The 25199-nt window shown below is 42.7% G+C and carries 15 protein-coding genes; 13 read left to right on the top strand and 2 right to left on the bottom strand.

Going from position 1 to position 25199, the window contains the following annotated elements:
• Window positions 1–67: 67 nt before the first annotated feature.
• Both V7L29_RS20565 and cobA (V7L29_RS20560) read left to right on the top strand, forming a co-directional pair.
• On the top strand, window positions 68–814 hold the full coding sequence (locus V7L29_RS20565) for a sirohydrochlorin chelatase (protein WP_334688459.1): 747 nt from the start codon (window positions 68–70) through the stop codon (window positions 812–814).
• The gene (cobA, locus tag V7L29_RS20560) at window positions 811–1590 is read left to right on the top strand and encodes a uroporphyrinogen-III C-methyltransferase (RefSeq protein ID WP_334736652.1); all 780 of its coding nucleotides are present in this window, start codon (window positions 811–813) and stop codon (window positions 1588–1590) included. The genes V7L29_RS20565 and cobA (V7L29_RS20560) overlap by 4 nt, the downstream gene beginning before the upstream one ends.
• A 76-nt stretch (window positions 1591–1666) precedes the next feature.
• Here the strand turns inward: cobA (V7L29_RS20560) and V7L29_RS20555 are convergent, their stop codons facing one another.
• Complete coding sequence (locus V7L29_RS20555; RefSeq protein WP_334688457.1) at window positions 1667–2290, bottom strand: hypothetical protein; 624 nt, start codon at window positions 2288–2290, stop codon at window positions 1667–1669.
• 298 nt (window positions 2291–2588) lie between these two features.
• On the opposite strand from V7L29_RS20555, the gene V7L29_RS20550 reads away from it, so the two are divergent.
• The 10 genes from V7L29_RS20550 (at window position 2589) to V7L29_RS20505 (ending at window position 16206) form a co-directional block, all read left to right on the top strand.
• Entirely contained in the window at window positions 2589–3545 is a 957-nt protein-coding gene (locus tag V7L29_RS20550) for a homogentisate phytyltransferase (protein ID WP_334688456.1), read from the top strand.
• 3 nt (window positions 3546–3548) lie between these two features.
• On the top strand, window positions 3549–4022 hold the full coding sequence (locus V7L29_RS20545) for a tetratricopeptide repeat protein (RefSeq protein WP_334736651.1): 474 nt from the start codon (window positions 3549–3551) through the stop codon (window positions 4020–4022).
• A gap of 351 nt (window positions 4023–4373) precedes the next feature.
• Window positions 4374–6503: a hybrid sensor histidine kinase/response regulator gene (locus V7L29_RS20540; RefSeq protein ID WP_334736650.1), complete on the top strand. Its 2130-nt coding sequence runs from the start codon at window positions 4374–4376 to the stop codon at window positions 6501–6503.
• Window positions 6504–6763: 260 nt separating this feature from the next.
• Window positions 6764–7993, top strand: coding sequence for a tetratricopeptide repeat protein (locus V7L29_RS20535; protein ID WP_334736649.1), 1230 nt, complete (start codon window positions 6764–6766; stop codon window positions 7991–7993).
• A 356-nt stretch (window positions 7994–8349) separates the two neighbouring features.
• Window positions 8350–9999 carry a uroporphyrinogen-III C-methyltransferase gene (gene cobA, locus V7L29_RS20530; protein ID WP_334736648.1) on the top strand — a complete coding sequence of 550 codons (1650 nt, stop codon included), beginning with the start codon at window positions 8350–8352 and terminating at the stop codon, window positions 9997–9999.
• 153 nt (window positions 10000–10152) lie between these two features.
• On the top strand, window positions 10153–10764 hold the full coding sequence (gene coaE, locus V7L29_RS20525; protein ID WP_334736647.1) for a dephospho-CoA kinase: 612 nt from the start codon (window positions 10153–10155) through the stop codon (window positions 10762–10764).
• 482 nt (window positions 10765–11246) lie between these two features.
• Window positions 11247–11564, top strand: a complete 318-nt coding sequence (locus V7L29_RS20520) for a hypothetical protein (protein WP_334688451.1) — start codon at window positions 11247–11249, stop codon at window positions 11562–11564.
• A 1111-nt stretch (window positions 11565–12675) separates the two neighbouring features.
• Entirely contained in the window at window positions 12676–13347 is a 672-nt protein-coding gene (locus V7L29_RS20515) for a response regulator transcription factor (RefSeq protein ID WP_334688488.1), read from the top strand.
• A 24-nt stretch (window positions 13348–13371) separates the two neighbouring features.
• Window positions 13372–15294 (top strand): sensor histidine kinase, encoded by a 1923-nt coding sequence (locus V7L29_RS20510; RefSeq protein ID WP_334736646.1) that lies wholly within the window; start codon window positions 13372–13374, stop codon window positions 15292–15294.
• 129 nt (window positions 15295–15423) lie between these two features.
• Window positions 15424–16206, top strand: coding sequence for a DUF928 domain-containing protein (locus V7L29_RS20505; protein WP_334736645.1), 783 nt, complete (start codon window positions 15424–15426; stop codon window positions 16204–16206).
• A gap of 16 nt (window positions 16207–16222) precedes the next feature.
• Here the strand turns inward: V7L29_RS20505 and V7L29_RS20500 are convergent, their stop codons facing one another.
• Entirely contained in the window at window positions 16223–18940 is a 2718-nt protein-coding gene (locus V7L29_RS20500) for a CHAT domain-containing protein (protein ID WP_334736644.1), read from the bottom strand.
• 716 nt (window positions 18941–19656) lie between these two features.
• On the opposite strand from V7L29_RS20500, the gene V7L29_RS20495 reads away from it, so the two are divergent.
• Window positions 19657–25199 (top strand): two-partner secretion domain-containing protein (locus V7L29_RS20495; protein WP_334736643.1); only part of this gene is annotated, 5543 nt, incomplete at its 3' end.

The raw sequence follows: 25199 nt of genomic DNA, 5'->3' as shown, positions 1-25199 counted from the left end.
CCTATTATCTCCAGCTTAATATTAAGTAAAATATGAAAAATAGTAACTAAGAGTTCAAGTTTTGCCGATGTCATTTGCCTATCTGCTAGTATCTCACGGAAGTCGCGATCCGCGCCCAGAAATTGCTATGCAGCAACTAGCAAGGCTGGTATGTCAGAAATTGTCAAAAAACTACAATCCATCAAATAGCGAACATTTGGTTGGCATCGCTGCTTTGGAAATGAATCCTCAGCCTTTACACGAGCAGATTCAACAATTTGCTCAGAGCGCTTTTGGCGATGACAAACTATCTCAAAATGAAAATCGCCTCAAAATTGTACCGTTATTTCTACTGCCGGGAGTCCATGTGATGACAGATATTCCCGCCGAAGTAGCACTAGCACAACAGGCTACCGATCAAGATGTCATAATTGAGTTGCAACCATATTTAGGCTTTCATCCCAATTTAGAGAAATTGCTGGCAAAGCAAATAGCTGCTATAAAAGCAGAAGCATGGATTCTCTTAGCTCATGGTAGCCGTCGCCCAGGTTCTCAAGAAACTGTGGAAGCAATGGCGGCGAGTTTGGGAGCAGTGGTTGCTTATTGGTCTGTACCTCCTAGTTTAGAATTGCGGGTAAAAGAGTTGGTAGCTGCTGGTTATCAAGAAATTGCAATTTTGCCATACTTTTTATTTGCTGGTGGCATAACCGATGCGATCGCCATCTCAATAGAGGAGCTAAAATTACAATTTTCTGCGGTGAATTTCCAATTGGCAGAGCCACTGGGAGCAAGTGCAGAATTAGCCGAGCTAATTTGGGATTTAACGGATAGATGAACTGCACAATGACAGAGAAGAACAAGTATTTGGGAAAGGTTTATTTAGTAGGTGCGGGCCCAGGAGATCCAGGACTAATTACCCTGAAGGCGAAAGGTTTGTTGGAATGTGCAGATGTCGTTATCTATGATGCCTTGGTGAGTCCAGCAATTCTAGCAATGATTAATCCCCAAGCCGAGCAAATTAATGCTGGTAAGCGGAGGGGAAAACATTCGCTGTTCCAAGAAGAAACAACTCAATTGCTAATTGATAAAGCGCAGGATAATGCAATTGTAGTGCGGCTAAAGGGTGGCGATCCGTTTATTTTTGGTCGCGGTGGCGAAGAGATGGAAGAATTAGTCAAAGCGGGAATCTCAACGGAGGTTGTCCCAGGTATCACATCGGGGATTGCAGCGGCCGCCTATGCAGGTATCCCTTTGACTCATCGGCTATATAGTTCATCTGTGACATTTGTTACTGGTCACGAGGCAACGGGTAAGTATAGACCGATAGTGAATTGGAGTGCGATCGCTCACGGTTCCGAAACCATTGTAATTTATATGGGAATTCACAATCTGCCTTATATTGTGGAACAATTAAGAGCAGCTGGGGTGAATTTAGAAACGCCTATTGCTTTGGTGCGCTGGGGTACGCGACCGGAACAAGAAGAATTAATTGCAACCTTGGAGACAATTGTAGAGCAGGTAGACCAAACTGGATTTGGTGCGCCTGCGATCGCAGTCATTGGACAAGTAGTAAATATGCATAGTATTTTGTCTATTTGTCGTCCAGTTTGATAGTTAGTACAAAAAAATAAAAATTATAAGTGTAGAGAAAGCCGTTTATATGGCGGGGGTTTGCTCTCCAACGTCTTTAAGTTTCTCGAATCCACAATGCCAATCCTCCTCCACGACCACGAGCTGCAATGATATCTTCCGTCACTAAAAAGAAGCCGAAAAAGGGTAGTTTAGCTATGGACTGGTTGTAGAAATCTTCTGTTTTAACTTTACCAAAATGGATTGGTCTGTTGTAAACAACACGACCAAACAGACTGATAAGCATGTGGTTAAAGTCAAACGCCAATAAATTTTTCTTACTTAAATATTGCACTGGCCCCGTGAACTTAAATAAAACTGGCCCATATTCAACCTGATTAACAATTTCGCCTCTGCCTGAATCTTGTTCCAAAATGGCATTAAAGGAAGCATGGATTGTTATAAACTTAGGTATATAAAAACCCTTACCTAATAGAATTCCCCCGCGCTTTCTGACTTTATTAGTGCCAGTAACAAAGCAAAGTTGCCATTTACCTGAAAGAGACTCAAACGGATAAGTCAACCGTTGCTGCTTGGCAGATTTTTCTGCTTGTAGCAACGCATTTACTAATATTTCAGCACTAGGGGGTGTGCCTCTGTGTCCTCGATACGCAGCCGCAGCATGGGATAGCACGGTCACAACAAAGTTAAATGTCGCTGTAGATGTTAAATGAGCGGTCATTAAGGCACTCTAGATTAACTATTTCTTTCCTCTATTGAAGAGATTGTACCGTTATAAGGAGTAGGAAAAAAATATTTTTATGATTGGTTGTGAGATTTTATCGGAATTAAGTGTTTTGCATGAGCTAGATTGATTCTATTGTAGGGTGGGCTGGGCTAACGGTGGTAGCTGTCGCTCATCCTGTCTCCTATACAAAAATACAATGCATCTAGACTTTTGGCTCTTGTTAATGACCAAATTCTGTAACAATGATTAACAATGATTAACAATAAGTCAGAATACTGAATCTAAGCTACTCATGAGCCAGAGTTATCAAAACAGCCCTTTGCCAGGTAAACCCGTTCAATCATATTTCCATTGGTTATACGCTTTTTGGAAATTCTCTCGCCCTCACACGATTATTGGTACAAGTCTGAGTGTGTTGGGTTTGTATTTAATTGCCATTGCTGTTTCCTCGAATGGATTTTCTGGCATTCCACTGAGTCGGGTTTTGGGTGCGTGGATTGCTTGTCTGTGTGGCAATGTCTACATTGTGGGGCTGAATCAATTAGAAGATGTTGATATTGATAAGATTAATAAGCCTCATTTACCGTTGGCATCAGGTGAGTTTTCCCAACAGACGGGGCAAATTATTGTTGCTTTGACTGGGATTTTGGCGCTAGTTATGGCGTGGCTAACTGGGCCATTCTTATTGGGCATGGTAGCAATTAGTTTGGCCATTGGTACCGCTTATTCTTTACCGCCCATTCGTTTGAAACAGTTTCCATTTTGGGCAGCACTGTGTATTTTTTCGGTGCGCGGCACGATTGTTAATTTAGGATTGTATTTGCACTATAGTTGGGTGCTGAAACAAAGCCAAGGAATTCCGCCCGAGGTGTGGGTGCTGACATTATTTATCTTGGTGTTTACCTTTGCGATCGCTATCTTTAAAGATATACCAGATATGGAAGGCGATCGCCTTTATAATATCTCTACTTTCACTATCCAACTCGGTTCGCAAGCTGTGTTTAATCTAGCTCTTTGGGTGATAACTGTCTGCTATTTGGGGATAATTCTAGTTGGTGTGCTACGTGTTACCTCAGTTAACCCCATATTTCTGGTAATTGCTCATTTAGCGCTGCTAGTTTGGATGTGGTTGCGGAGTTTGGCAGTAGACTTACAAGATAAAAGTGCGATCGCTCAATTCTATCAATTTATCTGGAAACTCTTTTTTATCGAATATCTGATTTTTCCTATCGCCTGTCTTTTGGCTTAGACAATGCTAGAAACTTTTCCTACCAGTTCTTTGATTGCTGCTGTTGTAGTTGTTCTGAGTCTGTCAATTCTTGGCTATTTTGCTTGGAAAACTTTGATTACCTCAGACTTGTTTCAAAAAGGAATCAATCTTGCTCAAGCAAAAGATTATCAAGGTGCAGAAGCAGCGTTTCGCAAAGTGATTTCCCTCAACTCTACTAATGATGTGGTGCGTTTGTTTTTGGGAGATGTATTAAACCAGCAAGGTCAAGTAAAGGAAGCAACAGAATTATTCCAAGAAGTGATTCGCCGCAGTCCGAAAAATCCTGATGCTTACTTGCGTCTGGCAAATATTCTCATGCAGCAAGAGCGAGAAGAGGAAGCCAAAACTAACCTGCTACAAGCTAAAGATTTATTACAAAAACAGCGGCAACCTGAAAAAGCTAAAAAAATCACTCAACTATTAGATAAAATGAGTGCTAAGTCAAGTGAATCTTAAATTGAGTGAGAATTGCGGAGATTAAATTTTTTGTTCCGTCTCCTAATTTTTGTACCATTCTCATCATCATGGTGAGAATGGTTTTTCTTTTGGAATTTACCAGTGTCTGCCGTAATTTATGTCCGCAATTTTCGCAAGTTTGACAACTCCCTTCATCGTCCTTACAATTGCAATCTGATGCGCTACAAAGACTTTCACATTAAGTTGACACGCATGAGCTTTTTCTCTGCTCCTACTATGTATTGTATCCAAGCGAAAACAGCTATAGTCTCCTTCAGCAGTACAGGAATTAGACACACTGTATCAGTAATATTTTACTAGTAAAATTTATAAATAAAAAATCCAGTGTTTATGTCAGACATAATATCAGAATTGGGGACTAATTTTTTTACATCAGGATCATTTATTCCACATGGACACTGCTATCTATGGCAAAGGAATTTAGTTTGGTTACATATATTATCTGATGCGTCCATTACCCTAGCTTATTACTCGATTCCAGCGACACTATTTTACTTTGTCCGTAAGCGGCAGGATTTGCCCTTTGATTGGATTTTTCTACTATTTAGTGCATTTATCGTAGCTTGTGGCACCACTCATTTAATAGAGATTTGGACACTTTGGCATCCAACCTATTGGTTATCAGGGTTTCTCAAAGCAGTAACTGCCACAATATCTTTAATTACAGCAGTAAATCTTGTGTCTCTAATTCCACAAGTACTAGCATTTCCTAGCCCTGCTCAAATAGAACAGGCAAATCAAGAACTTCAAACCCAAATAACCGAACGTTTACGGGTAGAGAAGGAACTGCGAAAATACCAGAATCATCTGGAAGAAATGGTTACTATTCGCACCAATGAAATTACTAATACCAACGAGCAATTACAACAAGAAATCCTTGAACGCCAACGCATTTTAGAAATTCTTCGACAAAGCGAAGAACGCTATCGTTATTTAGCTGAGGCAATTCCTCAACTTGTATGGACAACCGATGCTAACGGTGAATGTGATTTCTTTAATCAAAATTGGTGCGAATACACTGGGCTAACATTTGAGCAATCCTTGGGTTCTGGTTGGTTGGCGGCATTGCATCCAGATGATGTCCAAAGTGCTGATGAAGTGTGGTCTAATGCTGTCAAAAATAGCACTATATATAACAATGAATATCGCTTCAAACGGGCTTTTGATAACTCCTATCGTTGGCAGCTAGCACGAGGTTTACCACTCAAAGATGAGCAAGGTCTTGTAGTGAAGTGGTTTGGAACATGTACGGATATCCACGAACAAAAACAAATACTTGAAGAACGAGCGCACCTGCTGGAATTAGAACAAGTAGCACGAGCTAAAGCAGAAACAGCCAATCGAATTAAAGATGAATTTTTAGCCGTCCTCTCTCACGAACTACGTACTCCACTGAGCGCAATTCTCGGCTGGTCAAAGTTGTTGCAAACCCGCACTTTTGACCAAGCAAAGACATCTGAAGCACTAGCTACAATCGAGCGGAATGCCACCTTACAGGTTCAACTCATTGAGGACTTGCTGGATATCTCCAGAATTTTACAAGGTAAACTGACGCTGAATATTACGAAAATTAACCTAGAGTCTACGGTATTATCCGCACTAGAGACAATGCACTTAGCGGCAGAAACAAAGTTGATTCAGGTGAATACAGCATTTGAACCGCAGGTGGGACAAGTTATAGGCGACTCTACGCGTTTGCAGCAAGTTGTATGGAATCTCCTTTCTAACGCTGTCAAATTTACACCCAAGGGGGGAACGGTAGAAGTGCGATTAGAGCAAGCTGATGGCTATGCTCAAATTATAGTTAGCGATACAGGTAAGGGAATTAGCGCTGAGTTTTTGCCCTATGTGTTTGATTACTTCCGCCAAGCAGATAGCACCTCTACTAGAAATTTTGGTGGATTAGGACTGGGATTGGCAATTGTACGTAATATCATTGAAATGCATGGCGGCATCGTCAAAGCAGATAGCCACGGTGAGGGTAAAGGGGCAATATTTACTGTTAGCTTACCGCTTCTGCCAGATGATAGCCTAAGCTTGACGGATGAACAAAACTACCCGGAATTCTTAGCTACTAACTCCTTACCTCTGACTGGCGTCCGGGTTTTAGTTGTTGATGATGATGCTGATTCGCGAGATTTTATTACTTTTGTATTAGAGCAAGATGGGGCTTTTGTTATCGCGGTATCTTCTGCATTTGAAGCATTACAAACCCTAGCAGAGGTAAAGCCAGATGTGTTGGTCAGCGATATTGGTATGCCCGATATGGATGGCTATATGTTAATACATCAAGTCAGAACTTGGACACCAGAACAAGGTGGACAAATTCCAGCAATTGCCTTGACTGCCTTTGCTAAAAACGATGACCAGCAAAAAGCACTAAAAGCTGGGTTTCAGATGCATTTACCCAAGCCTCTAAATCCAAAAGAATTAATTGCAGCCATTGCTCAACTTATCTAAATAAAATCGTCAGCAATTACCTAAAAAACAACTTTTTACTCCTAATAAAGCCTCACTTATTATGTACAAATAGACAATTAGATGAGATGACACTTGTATGAAGTTAGGTTAATCATTTATAATTCCTGCTATAACCCCACTAAAACTACGCTTTTGCTCCTTTAAGAGCAAGCTCTTAAAGGCTGGAAGTAGGGTGTTTTTATGATGGCAATTAGCCGAACTGGATATTAGATGTAAACCAAGCAGATAAGGTAATAAAAATGCTGAAAAACAAGAATCTATTGGTAGCAGCTATTATCTGCTTGTGTTTGAGTAATGGGAATATTGCCTTTGGTAAAGATGTTGGCGTTGTTTTATCAAAAATTTCAGACTCAGATCAAGCAGCAGTTTCTGAGAACAAAAACGCAGTTGCTAACTTCGAGCAAGGAACCAATCTCTACAAACAAGGAGATTTAAAAGGAGCAGAGGCGGCTTTTCGGAAAGCAATTGAACTGCAACCGAACTTTGCACAAGCTTATATTGCGTTGGCAAATACTCTCGACGATCAAGGTAAACCCCAAGAAGCGATCGCTATTTACAAAAAAGCCATTAGCCTCGATCCTAATGACTCTGGAGCATACTTTAATTTGGGTTTAACTTTAGCAAGACTCAATCAGTTAGAAGCGGCGATTGGCCAATATAAGAAAGCCCTCAGCCTCGAACCCAAGTATGCTGATGCTCACTATAACTTAGGAAATGCTCTGTACGCTCAAGGCAAGCTAACAGAAGCAGTTAGCGAATATACAACAGCCATTCGCCTCAAACCAGATTATGCCCCGACTTACGCGCGTCTGGGAAATGCTCTGTACGATCAAGGTGAGGTAGCAGAAGCAGTTACCCAGTACAAAAAATCCATTAGCTTTGATCCCAATTATGCAGACGCTCACTATTACTTAGGGAATGCCTTGTACGCTCAAGGAAAGTCAGCAGAAGCAGTCGCTGAATATACAGTAGCCATCCGCCTCGAACCCAAAAATCCAGCAGGTTATAATGCTTTAGGAAATGCTTTGTATGCTCAAGGCAAACTAGAAGAAGCGATCGCAGATTACAAAAAAGCCATTAGCTTCGCTCCCAACTATGCAGACGCTCACTATAATTTAGCAAGCGCTTTTTATGCTCAAGGCAAGCTAGCAGAAGCAATCGCCGACTATACCGAAGCGATTCGCCTTGATCCCAAACATGCAAAAGCTTACACGGGTTTGGCAAATGCGATGGATGATCAAGGCAAACCACAAGAAGCGATCGCACATTACAAAAAAGCCATTAGCCTTGTACCTAACGATGCATTGACTTACTATAATTTGGGAATCACTTTGGGAAGGCAACAACAGCTAGAAGAAGCGATCATTAATCTCAAAAAAGCCAGAGAATTATTTCAAGCTGAGGAAAACAAGCAGATGGTTGAGCAAGTTGATCAGCTAATCCAAAAAATTAATAGGCAAACGAATTGAATAAAGGGGACTGGGATTAGGAAAGAAGCAGGGGAGCAGGGGAAGCAGGGGAGGCAGAGGGGCAGAGAGAGGAGTGAAGTTCTGATCTGCGTTTGCGAGTATCAAAGACTCGTTCGCGAGTATTAAAGACTCATTAACGGAGTTCGTAGCCTGATTAATGAGTATTAAAGACTTATTAAACTAATATTGAGGCCAAATTGCATTTTAAAACATATCTCCTCTGCCCCCATACCCAATGCCCAATACAACTCTTGGAGAGGGTGCGCCCTAAGCGTAGCTATGCGGCAGGCTTTACGACTACGCTCAGTATAAGTGCCCAATGACTAATGACTAATGACTAATGACTAATAATGACCATGACTCAAGAAAGGGGTAAAGTCTACCTTGTAGGTGCTGGGCCTGGAGATGTTGCATACCTGACGGTAAAAGCTTACAATCTCTTAGCTGCTGCTCAAGTTTTAGTCTACGATGCCCTGGTAGATGCTCAATTATTGCAGTACGTACCGCCTGATTGCTTGAAGTTGGATGTCGGCAAACGCGGTGGTAAACCTAGTACAACCCAAGCACAGATTAATAAGTTACTCGTAAAGCATTGCCAGCAAGGAAAACAAGTTGTACGGCTCAAATCAGGCGATCCGTTGATTTTTGGGCGTTGTAGTTCCGAAATTGAAGCTTTGAAAGCATCTGGTTGTGATTTTGAACTAGTACCAGGAATTTCCTCAGCCCTTGCAGCACCTTTGTTGGCAGGAATTCCCCTCACAGATCCGGTGTTGAGTCGCACTTTTGCAGTGCTTACAGCTCATGAACCAGAGGTTTTAGACTGGGAGGCACTCTCACACTTAGAAACACTGGTAATTTTGATGGGAGGGCAACATCTGCCAGAGATTGTACATCAACTGGTGCGACACGGGCGATCGCACTTAACACCCATTGGCATCATCCGTTGGGCAGGAACTCCTGCTCAACAAATTTGGACAGCGCAACTGGGCAATATTTTAGAACAAACCAGCGAATTATCCCTTTCTCCAGCAGTAATTGTTATTGGCGAAGTTGTTGGGCTACGCAAGTACTTACAACCTGAGAATATATATTTAGACGAAATTATCAGGCAGGAGCCTGGAGAAAGATATTCCCAGGCAGAACCTGGGAACGAGAGTACTCCCACATCCCAACCTATGTTAAGTAACTTCCCTCCCCCATCCCCGTCATCTCCTCTTCCCCTCGCTGGGAAAACAATCCTGGTGACACGTTCAGTGGGACAGTCGAGTCAATTTAGCGATCGCCTGATCGCATCAGGTGCAACAGTCATCGAAATGCCTACCTTAGAAATTGGCCCGCCCTCCAGTTGGGAAGCTTTGGATAATGCGATCGCTCATTTATCTGACTTCGACTGGTTAATTCTCACTTCTACCAATGGTATAGACTACTTTTTTGAAAGGCTAATCGCCCAAGGTAAAGATACCCGTGCCTTAGCAGGCGTCAAAATTGCCGTTGTTGGCGAGAAAACAGCCCATAGTCTCAAACAACACTCTCTCCAACCAGATTTTATTCCCCCTAACTTTGTTGCTGATTCTTTAGTGGAAAATTTCCCAGATAAACTGGATGGTAAAAAGGTTTTATTTCCCAGAGTTGAAAGCGGCGGAAGAGAAGTTTTGATTAAGGAATTAACTGCCAAGGGAGCAAAGGTGATAGAAGTTGCCGCATATCAATCTTGTTGTCCTAGTGGTATTCCACCTGTGGCAGAGTTAGCTCTCCAAAACCGCAAGGTAGATGTGATTACCTTTGCCAGTTCTAAAACTGTACAATTTTTCTGTCAACTTACTAACAACATATTTTCCAGCAACTCTAATGCTAGCCAATTCTTAGAAGGAGTTTGTATTGCTTCTATCGGCCCGCAAACCTCCAAAACTTGTCATGCTTTGTTCGGACGCGTCGATGTAGAAGCAGAAGAATATACTTTAGATGGTTTAATCCAAGCACTGATAACATGGGCGACAAATTCTTAGATAAGGGAGATCAGGGAGATGGGGGAGATGGGGAGGAAATAACCAATGCCCAATGCCTAATGCCCCGTGCCCAATGCCCAATGACGCCACTTGCTTTAAGTCGGCAGAGCGCAAGGGCGCAGTGGCTCCCCAATGCCCAATGACTAATGACTAATGACTAAACGTATAATCGGCTTAACCGGAGGTATTGCCACAGGCAAAACCACTGTCACCAATTATTTAGCTAGCGCTTATAATCTGCCGATTTTGGATGCAGATATTTATGCTAGAGAGGCAGTATCTTTAGGTTCGCCTATTCTTGGTGCGATCGCTCAACGTTACGGTGAACAAATTTTACTACCAGATGGCAGCCTCAACCGCCAAAAGCTAGGCGAAATTATCTTTAATCGTCAAGATGAACGCAAATGGATAGAGGATTTGATTCATCCTGATGTGCGCGCTCGCTTCCTCAAAGCAATAGCTCAGTCCACCTCACAAACACTGGTGTTAGTAGTGCCTCTATTATTTGAAGCTGGGATGACTGATTTGGTTACAGAAATCTGGGTAGTGCATTGTTCCCAGGAGCAACAACTACAAAGATTGATACAACGAAACCATTTAAATAGAGAACAGGCACAAGCCCGGATTAACAGCCAATTATCTATCAAAGAAAAAGTGGCTAATGCAGATGTCGTTTTAGATAACTCCTCCACCTTAGAAGTGCTACTGAAGCTTATAGATGAAGCTCTAAAAACCACAAGAGAGACTAAATCCTATTTATCTTAAAAAATATACATAGATGACATTATCCTGATACAAAATATTTATTTTTGATTATTATCTGACTAAGGAAAAATAACTTAAACTTGTCCAATAATTCGGTGATTTTACAGTTGATGCTGCTGTTAGTATTACTATAAAGTTAACTAGTTAGTAAATAAATGTTATATATTTTTGGCATGGTATTGGGTAATATGATATGAATAAATGAGCAAAATTCAACGAAATCAAGTAATTAATAGTATGATCAACAGTGAATTTATACCTGATTTATACAGCATCATGAGTGATTTGTAAGGATTATTGAGCAGTAAATATAATTTCATAACAATGAAATATTAATAATTAAAAATCAAGATTTAAGATAAATTAATTTTTAATTTTTAGTGTCTACCTGTTCAATTCTGGATTATTGATTGAAATAAATTGAGATTCACCTATAGTCCAGAACTCTTCGTTATAGATTTCTTCTTTGGGAAAACTCACTTATGTCTTTAATCAGGACAGGTATAAACTTAAGTTTTAGTTTTTTAAGTAACTTAGCCCTAGTTAGCTTTCCAGCAAATGAATTAAAACAAAAGAATAAAATACACGATTATAGCCAACAAGTTTGGGGAAACGACTACGTATTTGAGCGCCTTAATCAAGGAATGATCGGGTATATGACTGGAGTAGGGAAAGGCATCAAACCTTGCGATCGCATTATTTTACAACAAGGTTGTGAATCTTATCAATATCAAGTTGAAGAAATTGATTATTACTCCGATCCATCTGATATGTGGATAGCTTTACTCAAGCAAGTATAGATTGACTAAATTAGGACTTACGCAAAAACCCTCTCAAACTCTCGTTTCTCCGTAACCTCTGTGTTCTCTGTGGTAGCCTGTCTTGAAAAGTTCAGATCGGCGGGAACCGCCGCTCCGACTTTTCGCTGCGGCAAGCCGCTTTGCGTCTACGTTTTCCGTTAACTGTGCGTAAGTCCTATAAATATTAAAGTCAACCAGTTGCTTCAATTCCAAAGGTGAAGATTCTTTTTCTCTTACTAGAGAAGAAGATAAGTGAGGTATCTATTTTAAATTTATCAAAAAATGCGCTATTAAAGTATTCCTTTCGGAGGACAGCAAGTAAAGATGCTAGCTAATTTACTCTCCTTTATCTTGTTTGTTTTCTTCAAAAAGCAGTGTTTTTGTCTGCTTGATAAATATAGTAAAAAATCTTATTATTAAATAATGCATTGGGTGCTTGTGCAAAGTTGATTGCTCAAGTCATAATGAGTCCATTGCATAATAAAGCAATATGGATTACAGTTTTCTGCAATCATTCTCTGATTTTTCCTAGTAAGTCTCAAAACTACGGTAGTGTTATAGAGTGCATCCAATGCCGATTGACCCTTGGCAACAATGAAATCATCAACTCCTTTCTTTGCCCCAAATGGTAAATCAATCATTCGTAGGAAAGATTCTATGGTTTAGTTTCTTTGTGGCGATCGCTTGACTCGTCCACTGCTTAATAACTTGAGTGCCTGTAATCCTAATGAAACATAGTTTACAGCTTTTCTTAGTACCATTCAGCCCTGACCATTTTATAGCTTAGATCGACGATTTGTATTATCATTACACTAAACAAAAAGACTTAAACTCACATTTTGTAACTATCCCTTGATCTGCCAAAAGTTTAAGGATACGGTTAGCAAGTTTGGAAAACCTAACCCTCTTCTTACCTTCCTCTATTTCCCCGACGCGAGGGGAGGCAGAGGACAAAGCTTTTTATTCACAGAAGAGGGGTTAAATCCCTGGTGGTTGGAAAAGTTGGTGCAAGATTTCAGTTAAAGAAAAAACATTGATTTTTCAGGCTTTTTCCCCATCACGACCCGATGGAATTCAGTACAGTAACGTTATCGAATTCGAGGTTTCAACGATGAGTCAAGATTTACCAGAACAAGGGAGACTCAAAATACTTGTGGTGGATGACCATGAACTAATCCTGAATGGAACGCTTGACTTGCTCAAACGGCACTACCCACAAGCCCAAATCCTCACCGCCAAAACAACCCAGAATGCTCTCCAGCAAGTCGAAGCATTTGGGCCCGACTTAGTTATTATGGATCTTTCCTTGCCAGAAACTTCCGGGGACACTGCCGAAATCAATCGAGGGATTAAAAGCTTGGAAACATTAATGAAAAACTATCTTACTCTCAATCTGGTCGTGCAAAGCAGTTATGTCAAAGCACTGGTGCGGATTAAACCGGACATTGATGTTCATGAAGGAGGGTTCACTGTAGCGGACAAAGGACTTTCCAGCCAGGAGATGTTGAGCCGGATTGACTTGGCACTCAAAGGAGTCACACATACCAAAGACCTCAAAATACCACCAAAAGAAGTTAAGACAGAATGGATAGAGGTACTCAATCTAGCCTTTGAAGAAGGATTGGAAGATAAAGTCATTGCCGAACGGATGCGAGTAGCACCTAGAACGGTACGCCACTACTGGACTAAAATTCAAGACATTTTAGGCGTTTACCCGGAAGATGGCAAAAGTCTCCGCATTCAAACGGAGAAACGAGCTAGAGAAGAGGGGTTTATTGATTGAGCAAATTTGTTAAGGAAGAAACTATTGTTACTAGGTATTTGGAACAAATTTAAACAAGGAATTACCATCTGGTCTATAACAACACTGCCAGGAATTATTGTTTTGGCACTTATTATCTTCCTTCGCCTGAATGGGTCACTACAATTTATAGAATGGCTAACTCTTGACTCCTTTCTCCGCTTGCGTCGTTTTGAACCTATCGACGAACGAGTTGTTATTGTCGGAATTAATGACGAGGATATACGAGGTATAAGAAATTACCCTATACCCGATCATGAGATTGCCAAACTGCTGAGAACGTTGCAGAAGTACCAGCCGAGAGTGATTGGTCTTGATATTGTTAGAGATATACCCGTTGAACCGGGTCATGCCGAACTGGTTGCAGCCTTTAAAGACATCAAAAATCTGATTGCGGTTGAAAAAGTCTTACCCCAAGTCATTAAGCCACCCCCCAACTTACCTTCAGAACAAATCGGTTTTGTAGATATCTTTTCCGATAATGATGGCAAAGTCAGGCGTGCAATACTTGGAACGAAGAGACCTGAAGACGAGAAAAAATATGCATTTTCCCTGCCTTTACGGCTAGCAGAAACGTATCTCAAGGTTGAAGGCATTGAATTGAACAAGGGCATTCGCGATCACGATGCGATGCGGTTTGGTTCTACTGAACTCCCTCGCTTTTTCCCCAATTCTGGGGGCTACGTGCGAACTGATGATTTTGGAGTTCAGCTACTCCTCAATTATCGCAATGGTCGAGAACGATTTCGCACGCTATCACTTAAAGATATTAACGATATTGAAACCAATCCCAATCTGCTGCGCGATGTTTTCGCTGGACGCATCGTTCTGATTGGGGTAACTACTCCTAGTATTAAAGACTTCATCAATACCGATGCGATCGCTAATTTGCAACCGCCTGGGAAAATTTATGGGGTAGAATTTCATGCCCATGTTGTTAGCGAAATTGTCAGTGCAGTTCTCGACGGGCGACCCGTTTTAAAAACCTGGTCACAGGGTTGGGAATATCTTTGGATTGTCGGTTGGGGCGTTTTAGCCATTTATCTCGGTCGGCTGACTCAATCTCCATTGAAAAACTTTGTGTATGTTGCCGTTGCCAGCCTTAGTTTAGTTGGAATTAGTTATACCTTTATCGTTAGGGGATGGTGGATTCCAGTAGCGCCAGCACTACTCGTTTTAGTCATCAATGGTGCAATCTTCAGTACTTTTTATCAATATGATCGATCTTTGAGGTCTCAGATTGAGATCCGCCAACACACCATTGAGCGGACATTTGTTGTAATCCATAATGGACCCCTGCAAACACTAGCCAAGATTTTGAGGCACGTTCAAGACCAAGATTTAGAACAAGATCAATTGCTCGAAGACCTGAAAAATCTGAACTACGAAATTCGAGAAATCGGCGAATACCTGAAATTGGAAGCCCTAGACCGAGAGGAAAGTCTGCGTCTCGGCAATGGTCTAATCTTAGACTTAAAGCTGCCAATTCACAACCTTTTATATGAAATCTACAGCCATACACTCCAGCGAAACTTTCCCTGCTTTCAAACGCTCAAAGTTAAAGCCTATTCGTTCGCTCCAATTGACGAGCAATACTTGAGCATCGAGCAAAAGCAAGAACTCTGCCAATTTTTGGAAGAAGCATTATGCAATGTCGGGAAACATGCCAAAGGAGTGATCCGTCTGAGTGCTATTGGCAAACAAAACGAAGGCTGGTACACCCTAAGCATTAAAGATAATGGTACTGGCATTAACTCGTATTATGAAGGGCAAGGAACGAAGCAGTGTCTAAATATAGCGAGAAAATTAAGAGGAAAGTTTCAGCGAAACTCTGTTAAAGGGAAAGGAACTTTGTGTGAGTTAACTTGGCCTATTACAAGAAAAAGCTGGATTTTTGCCCGCATAAAACGTAATATCAATTTCATGTGAAACTCCATAAAAAGGGCTTCTATGATAATACTTTATTATCTTTCTGTCAATGCGTAAATCATATATATGCCATTTACGCACTCTTATTTGTATATAAATTAAATTAATGTTTCCTCAACCAAGATTAAAATGATTCCAGTTCGATGGTTCCTAAACAAACGCATTAACATCAAACTATTCATCAGTTTTACCCTGAGTTTAGTGCTGATTATCACTTCGGCAGCTGTTGCGAGTTATACACCCGGCGATCAGAAACCTGTCCCGCCAGACCGCAAATCGGATGGAGGAACGACCAGAGGGTGTTCTGGAGGAGATATACCGCTAACCGTTCTTGCCTCTGGCAATTATGTTGGACGGACGACATCTCAGCATCCTACGTTCGCTTGGTTTGTCCCTCGTGACTCCGCCTCCAAGCCAATGAAATTCACGATTTACGAGTCGGTTCCAAGCGGTAAACCCAAAGAAGTTCGCAACAAATCCTGGCAGAGTTCACCGGAAATTATGAAGTTATCTCCGTTCTCGGAGAACGAACCAGGGCTGCAAGCGGGGAAAGAATATTTCTTGCAGGTTGTTATTCAATGTGACCCAGATAATCCATCAGGTGATTTAGTAGACGAGGCAAGTATTGAGGTTATAGGAATGCCAACAGCTGTGCAAAGTAAATTGAACAAAGCAGTAAATAGTGTTGAGAAAGCTAATATCTATGCTGAGGCTGGTTTATGGTACGATGCGCTAGATGAAGCACTCAAACTGGCTAAAGTATCGAAATTGGGAGAAGTGGGTGCAACTCTGTTAAAGGATTTGGCTCAGTGGGAAGCACCAAAAACTACACCAGAATTGCCACCAAAAGAACGGGAAGCGATCAACAAACGGATTAAAAACTTGAAGCAAATTGCAGATAACGCACGCTAATCACGCTTACCCTGCCCTAAAGCCAGTTACCGATGAGGATAAAAGGTGCCCATTGGGCGGGGTGAATCTTCTTGTTCTGATTAATCAGTGCCTTTTGCGCTTCCTTCAAGGCTTCTGCTTTGCTCATTTGCGATCGCAAGTTATCGTAAAACTTAACGACTAGTTCTTGTGTAAAAGCATCGTCAAGGTACCAAAGGGAAGCCAAAGCACTTCTGACGCCTGCTTGCACGGTGATCCCAGCCATACCCAGCGTAGCACGGTCATCTCCTACACCAGTTTGACAAGCTGTGAGCACGAGCAACTCCATTGGCTTTGAACTTCCACTAAAGCTGCGGATGTCACTCTCTAACTGAGTAATTGTAATCTTCTCATTATTACCCGTAACTAAAAAACTATCTTCTGGAATAGTGCCAAACTGTCCGTGAGTGGCAATGTGAATAATCGGGTAATTTGTTTGTTTAAGTTCTTGCTTTAAGCTTTCATCAGTGAATTGTTTATTGAACAGTTTCTTACTACCTGGAAATAGTTTTGTGACTTGATTGACTTCATCAGCGACATTTTCCAAAGGCTGAAATTTTTCACCATCAACGGTAGCTGCTTCAGTTAATCCCAAAGCTAGCATCCGCAAACCTTGAAAATTTAGGGGTTTAGGAGATGTTAAGCGCAGACCGGGAGTCGTAGCAATGGCGTATTTCTGAACTAGAAATTCCTGACCATCATGGAGTGCAGCCATCGGTACACTGCGTAATAGTCCGTCTTGGATGAAAACGAGAGTTTTGATTTTTGCTCGTTCTAAATCGGAAGTGAAAGGGTGAATAATCGAGTTATATAGATTCTGTGCTGGGGTTAAAAAAGCGTCAGTGAGGTCATAATATCTCTGGACTTCTTTACGGAATTTTTGGATTTCTTCTGTGAATTTTTTAGTCTCATTTATCCATACCAGCTTCTTCAATCTTCTTTCAGCATTTGGCTTGACCTGATTTTTCGGATTGGGTAGGCTCAACACAATCGCCGTGCGATCTTCTAGGATGATAGAACTAAAAATTGCAGTATCTTCTCTCTCTAAGTCATCAACTCGTTCTTGATCAAAAACGGTAAAGACACAATCATTGCCGAAATAATTTTGCAATTCTGCTAGTTTCAATAAATCAATAGCATCGAGTCCAGAATCCAGTTCTTTTTGGTATTCTTCTTGATTTGCAATGTGTAGTGATTCAGCACGCTCTAGCTTTAACCGAGCAAACTCTCGGTAGAGAGGACTAATGGTATCCCGAAAGCTAAATTGCGAGTCTTGGTCAGTAATTAATAAATTATTTCGGATACCTCCCTCACCTTGTAACGTTGCGATCGCCCGTTCGTAAGCAGCAATTGCCTCAGATTCTTTCCCCTGTGCCTTGAAAATTCGTCCCGCCTGCCACTCCCACAAATAAAGACTATCTTTAGCACGCAGCTTTTGATCGGCTGCCAAGCGTGCCTGTTTGGTCAAATCTAAGGCTTTATTGTAGTCCTTGCGGCACTCGTAAAGATGACCTAGTTTACCTAAAGCAAATGATTCGGAGCGAGAATCTTTAATGCTTTGGGCAATAGAAACAGCTTTTTTCAACAGTTCCTCAGCTTGTGAATCTTTGAGTTTTCGTGGCAGACATTGAGCTTGAAATGAAGTAGAATTACTAGAAGAAACAAGTTGTTCTAATTCGGCTAAATCAATTGCTGCATAGACTTTATTGAAAGAATTGGGTAGCCTCTCAAGTAGAGTTAAAGCGGATTGTAATGCTTGTTCTGCCTGATTAGTGTTATCAGGTAACTTTGAATCTTTTGGACGGTAATAAAGTTGAATCAAATTGAGAAGTGTCCGCATTTGACCCGATGGGTCGTTTTGAGTGCGGGTCAGTTCGAGACTATTATTAAAATATTCTAAAGCTTTTTTGTAATAAAAAGTAGCTTCTTTAATGAATTCACTAGCCATAATCTCTGCGCTTCTTAACCTAGCGGAATTAGCACGTTGCTCATTAAGTTGAGCTTTACTAAAGTAAGCATTACCTAGACTATTAAGCACTGAGGAACGATAAACTGGGAGGTTAATCTCCTGAGTAATCTTTAAGCTAGCCTCTAGATTTTCAATGGCTTTGTCATACTTTCCCCTGAAGCGATACGCTTCTCCTAAGCTTCCCAAGGCGGCCACTTCTCCCTGGCGATCGCTAAATTTTTGGGCAATTTGCAAAGCACTTCCTTCACTTTTAAGGCAATACTCATCAGTCTCAGAAACACCACATAAAAGTGCGATCGCTTCTTTATTTTGCCCCAAACGACTGTAGGTTTGAGCAAGTTCTGTGAGCAACTGTCCCACCTTCACGAATTCTCCTGAGGAGCGATAGTTGGCGATCGCTTCTTTCCAATAGTTGATTGCTTGCTCGCATTGACCGATTTGCTGATAAGCTATGGCTAGTTTTTCTCGAACAATCGCCTGGTTAACGAGGTTGTTGCTGCTTTGATAGGCACTTAAGGCAGTTTGCCAAGATGCGATCGCCTCTTGCAGATCTCCTGCACGATATTGTTCAATTCCTTGTTGTACTAGAAGGCTTGTATTAGGAGACTGCGCGGTTGCTACTTCTGGCCATCTTGCCTGCAAAGGGGTGAAGGGAAGATGATTTAGCCATAGACAAAGCGTGAAGCTGCTCAGGAATAGAACTACCAGAAAGCAGCGGACACGGAATTGGCGGTGTCGGCTTGGCATAGTGAAATCTAGTAGGTTCTAAGAGGTTGTTTGAAAAGTGTTTCGCTGTGACTTTAGGGACTTCTAGATCCCCCCTAACCCACGCCAGTCGCTCATGGGGGAAACCCCCTACAGCCCTACGGGCATCCTACGGCAGGCGCTAGCCTCTCCCTTTGGGAGAAGATCGCGCTGGCTCCTTTTTTTCAGGGGGGAACCGGAATCAAAGTCCCTCTTTTGAAGGGGAGCCACTGCGCCCTTGCGCTCTGCTGATTTGTCCCTTGCGCGTCTCCCTTAGGAGAAGCATGTGGCGTGGATTTAGAGGGAGCTAGAACGTTTTGCTACCGACAAGAGGACTTTTCAAACATCCTCTCAGGAGGATTTTAAACGAAGCTTTAACTCTATTTCAATCTGAAGTTGCACATCTGAGCCATGCTAACTACCTAATTGTGCAATCAGTCTAGCTTTAGTTTGCAATTAACTTAGCACAACAGGTGAATGCTTAACTTCAGTTTAACATTTATTATACAAATTGAGTCAAGGTTTATTCTTATGTAGGTGGGAAAATTTATAAACATGTAATTACGAATCGAGTAAAGCGAAATGAAACAATCACAAGGGTTTAAAAGTTTTTATATCTTAATTATATAGTTAGGTTTATTTGTGTCTACCCACTTAATTATAATGCTCACCAGGAAACTCCAGTGATAGATTTCTAAAAATGTTAAGGAAACCACTCTATGATTGCTAAAAGCTGGTTTAGTCGGTGTTGGCAGTGGGAGATTGGGGGTTGTGTCGCTTTAATGGGGGCACTTTCAGTAGGAATAAGCGAGCGTGTTTTAGCTCAAATCTTGCCTGACAAGACGCTGGGTGCTGAAGGTTCTGTTGTTACACCCAATGTCAATATAAAGGGTACTCCTAGCGATCGCATTGATGGTGGCGCAACTCGCGGCGCTAACCTATTCCACAGTTTTGGGAAGTTTAATGTAGGGGAAGGTAGGGGTGTTTATTTCGCTAATCCTGCTGGGATAGAGAATATCTTAACTCGGGTTACGGGCAATAATCCCTCTAACATCTTGGGTAGGTTGGGAGTTTTGGGTGGGGCGAATTTGTTTTTGCTAAATCCTCATGGGATTGTATTTGGCCCGAATGCGAGTTTGGATATCCAAGGGTCATTTGTGGCGACAACAGCCGAGCGGATACATTTGGGTGATAGTGGCTATTTCAGTGCAACACAACCGCAAACGAGTAGTTTACTGTCTGTCACTCCGGGAGCATTGTTTTTTAGTCAGGTTGCCAATCAACCGACTGCGATCATTAATCAAGGGAATTTATCAACTGGGAAACATCTTACTCTATCGGCTGGCAATCTGGACTTGCAGGGACAGTTACAAGCTGGGGGAGATTTAAAGTTACAGGCGCAGGATACTGTGAAAGTGCGCGATAGTGCTGTGATTCCTTTTATCGCCTCTGCTGGGGGAAATCTGCTGGTTCAGGGGAATCAAAAGGTAGATATTTTTGCCTTAACTGATCCAGAAAGTGGCTTTTTTTCTGGTAGAGATATGGTATTGCGGAGTACTAACACCGTGGAAGGCGATGCCCACTACTGGAGTGGGGGTAATTTTCGGATAGAACAGCTAGATGGGAGTTTGGGTAATTTGTTTAGCCCTCATGACCCAATTTTTCGAGCTAGGGGAGATGTGTATATTTTCGTCTACGAAGGAGCTTCTCTACACATTTTGGCTGGGGGTAAGGTAGAGATTCCTGGCTATGTCTCGATTCAAGGAGCAGATCCAGAAAACGGTTTAGTAGAGACAGTAAATTTAGCTGATGGAACTACTATCTCTATCAATGGCAAGAGTGAACCTACTTTGGATATTCGCGCCGGAGTCAACCCTGATGTAGTCGGTAAATCAATTCTGTCTTTGACTGGCACTGGCACTTTCATTGAACCTGCCTATGCAACTTCTAACCAATCAAGTGCAGACATCAGAATCGGCACGATCTTATTTGCTGATGCCGCTTCAAAACCCTTGGAGGGAAGACTATCTTCACAACCCTTGGCAGGAAGAGTATTGTTAACAAATCAGTATCAACCCAACTCCTCATTGAGTGGCGACATTAAAGTTACACAGACTATATTTCCACAGAATATACAGGGAAGTTGGGGAGCAATTTCTATGGATGGAGGAGCAGGAAATCCTTCATTTACTATAAACTCTCGCGGCAGTATTATACTTCATGGTACAGTAAACACTTATTCAAGTTTTAGGAATGGAGGCGCGATTACCCTGAACGCTGCCAAGGGTAGCATTACCACTGGCGATTTAAACTCTTATTCAAGTTTTGGCGATGGAGGTGCGATTACCCTGAACGCTGCCAAGGGTAGCATTACCACTGGCGATTTAAACACTTATTCAAGTTTTGGCGATGGAGGTGCGATTACTCTGAACGCCGCCAAGGATAGCATTACCACTGGCGATTTAAACTCTTATTCTTATACTGCTGGCAACCCCTCTTCAAGTGCTTATGGCGATGGAGGTGCGATTACCCTGAACGCCGCCAAGGATATCATTATTACTGGCGATTTAGACTCTCACACGTACTATCAATATTCCGCCGATCCAAGAAAGGGGGGCGCCATTACCCTTACTGCCAGCAACGGCAGCATTAACACTGGTAATTTGCTTTCTTGGTCAAACGCATTTGGTGATACGGGAAATGGGGGCGCCATTAGCCTTACTGCCAGCAACGGCAGCATTAACACTCTAGATTTCGACTCTAGCTCGTACAGTAGACACAGCGATACGGGAAATGGGGGCGCCATTAGCCTTACTGCCAGCAACGGCAAAATTTACACTGGCGATTTCAACTCTGGCACTTCTAGTATTGACGGCAGTGCAAAAGCTGGAGGCGCGATTAGCCTTAGTACCAGCAACGGTAGCATTAAGACTGGCTCTTTCAACTCTGGCACCTATTCTCCTATGTTTGGTAGTACAGAAAATGGAGGCGCGATTAGCCTTAGTACCAGCAACGGCAGCATTAACACTGGCTCTTTCAACTCTAGCTCATCAGCCGCAACTAATAACAGTGAAGGAAATGGAGGCAATATTAGCCTTAATACCAGCAATGGCAGCATTAAAACTGGCGATTTCAACACTTCCTCATCTTCTATAGGTGGTAGCACGGAAAATGGGGGCAATATTAGCCTGGTTTCCACTAATGGCAGCATTAACACTGGCGATTTGAACACTTCCTCATCTTCTTCCGTCTATGATGCTGATCTTGCGGGAAATGGAGGCGCGATTAACCTTCACGCCACTAACAACATCAATATCACTGGCGATTTGAACACTTCCTCGTTCTCTATTTACCCTGCGGGAAATGGGGGTGCAATTAGTCTTGACGCCACCAACGGCAGAATCACCATCAGCCCTGATAATGAATCTTCTCGCTCTATTAATGCTTCTGGCAATAGTGGCGGTAATATAAGTCTCACGAGTCCTGCGGGAATATTCGAGCTTAAAGATGGCTTGATCAGCAGCAATGCCACAGCAAATGGTAGTGGCGGTAACATTCAGATTGCTGCAGCATCAGTTTCCTTAGCTAACACCGATCTGACTACCACCACAAGAGGCATGGGAAATGCTGGCAGCATTTCCATGACGGTTGATGGCTTGGTTGAACTCGACAAAAGCCGCTTGTTTACCTCTTTAGAGCCAGGAGGAGTAGGCAGGGGAGGTGATATTACCATTGATGCGGGCACAGTTTCTCTCACTAACTTCTCCTTCATTGATACCGCCACCTTTGGTAAAGGAAATGCGGGTAACGCTTCACTTAAGGTAGATGACTCTGTGTCGCTGGACAATACGAGCGCCATCTTCAGTATCACTGCCGATCAGGGTGATGGGGGTAACGTAAACGTCAAGGCTGGGGGTGTCATCTCTCTTTCCAACCGCAGTAATATCAGCACGGCTGTAAATGAGGGAGCAGAAGGCAATGGGGGTGACATCGACATTACAGCGCGATCGCTGTCCCAAACAGGTAGCTCCCAACTGGTTACAAGTACTAGTGGTAGTGGTAATGCAGGTAAAATTACTGTTAATACTACTGAAGGTGTCATAATCTCTGGAGTTGACCCTAATTTCATCGCACCTCAACCTCTGAATGTCTCAGAAGGTAACCCTCCTCGCTTGGATGAAGTAAAGTCAAATGGCTCGATAGCTCAAGCCCAACCACTCACTCAGTTCTTCCTCAATAGTTCTAATGATGTCAATCCAAATGTGGAATTTTCCACCAGAATTCCCTATGTATCCATTGCAAATAATATCTCTGACCACGATTCTTCTGATAGTGGACACTACTACTCCTTTAAAGTAACGGCAGCAGGCACTCGTGCGATTTTTGATATGGATACACCTAATAAAAGCGGTGCAAGTAAAAGCCTCGTTCTCTTAGATAGTAATGGAAACCAGCTGGAGTCTAATTCTGGTGCTTCTTTTTCCCTAGGAGCTGGGGGAAGTACGTCTGAATCTAATGATCCCTATCTCAGGTATGCTTTTAGTGAGCCTAGTACTTACTATATTCAAGTTAAATCAGAAAATACTTCCATCCTCCAGGTTTCCCTCGAAACCCCGAATGCAGCAACGAGTGTAGTCAACAAAACACTTCCCAGTGGTCTATTTGCCCGAACTCAAGGTACTGGGTTAGCGGGTAATGTAACTATTAACACCCCACATTTGACTATCACTGATAGAGGCAATGTCTCTGCCACTGCAACAGCTACTGCCACCAGCACAACACGGGGCGGCAATATTGAAGTGAATGCCTCTCAAGTCAACCTACAAGGCAACAAGAGTGGCATATTTGCCCAGACAGAAGGAGATGCAACTGCTGGATCATTGACGTTGCAGCCTTATAACAATGGGCAGAGTTTGACGGTAAATCTCCAAGATAATCCTCAAATCTCTGCTTCTACCTCTAGCAGTGGTCAAGGAGGGAACCTATTTGTCACAGCACCGCAGACAGTCACAATTAAGGGTAATGGTCAACTCTCAGTCGAGACAAGCAGTGCTGGGGGAGCAGGTAATGTGATGATTAATACCCCACAATTGACCGTTACCGATGGAGGCAATGTCTCTGCCACGGCGACGGCTGCTGCTGCCACCACGGCACAGGGTGGCAATATTGAGGTAAATTCCTCTCAGGTTAATCTCTCTGACAATAACAGTGGCTTATTTGCCCAGACACAAGGAGCCGCACCTGCTGGATCATTGACGTTGCAGCCTTATAACAATGGGCAGAGTTTGACGGTAAATCTCCAAGAGAATCCTCAAATCTCTGCTTCTACCTCTAGCAGTGGTCAAGGAGGGAACCTATTTGTCACAGCACCGCAAGCAGTCACAATTAAGGGCAATGGTCAACTCTCAGTCGAGACAAGCGGTGCTGGGGGAGCAGGTAATGTGATGATTAATACCCCACAATTGACCGTTACCGATGGAGGCAATGTCTCTGCCACGGCGACGGCTGCTGCTGCCACCACGGCACAGGGTGGCAATATTGAGGTGAATTCCTCTCAGGTTAATCTCTCTGACAATAACAGTGGCTTATTTGCCCAGACACAAGGAGCCGCACCTGCTGGATCATTGACGTTGAATCCCGATAACAACGGGCAGAGTTTGACGGTAAATCTCCAAGATAATGCTCAAATCTCCGCTTCTACCTCTAGCAGTGGTCAAGGAGGGAACCTATTGGTAACAGCACCGCAGGCAGTCACAATTAAGGGCAATGGTCAACTCTTAGTCGAGACGAGCGGCGCTGGGGTAGCGGGAAACTTGACGATCGCCACGCAAAGGCTAACAATTCAGGATGAAGCACAGGTATCCGCTTCCACCTCCTCCCCTAGTTCACCCGCAAAAGGCGGCAACATCACAGTAATCGCTACACAATCTCTAGACCTGAATCAGGCGAGTTTGCTTGCCCAGTCAACTAATGCGGCTCCTGCTGGTAAGGTAACAATTAACACCGCAAACCTAACAGCCAGAAATGGTATGATCGCAACGTCCTCCAATCAGTCTTCTGGGGGAGATATCACCATAACTGCTGATCAGATTCACCTATTTGGTAACAGTGATATCACAACCTTCGTTGCCCAAGGTGCAGGGGGCGGCGGCGACATTAAATTGACCGCTGACTCCATCGTTGCTTTCGACGACAGCGATATCCTCGCTTATGCTCCTAAAGGCACAGGTGGAAATATCACCTTCGAGACTCCGGCATTCTT

Origin of the sequence: Nostoc sp. (assembly GCF_036916575.1) — a bacterium.
Lineage (GTDB): Bacteria > Cyanobacteriota > Cyanobacteriia > Cyanobacteriales > Nostocaceae > Nostoc.
Note: the sequence above shows the minus strand (reverse complement) of the source record. Positions and strands in the feature narration are given on the sequence as shown.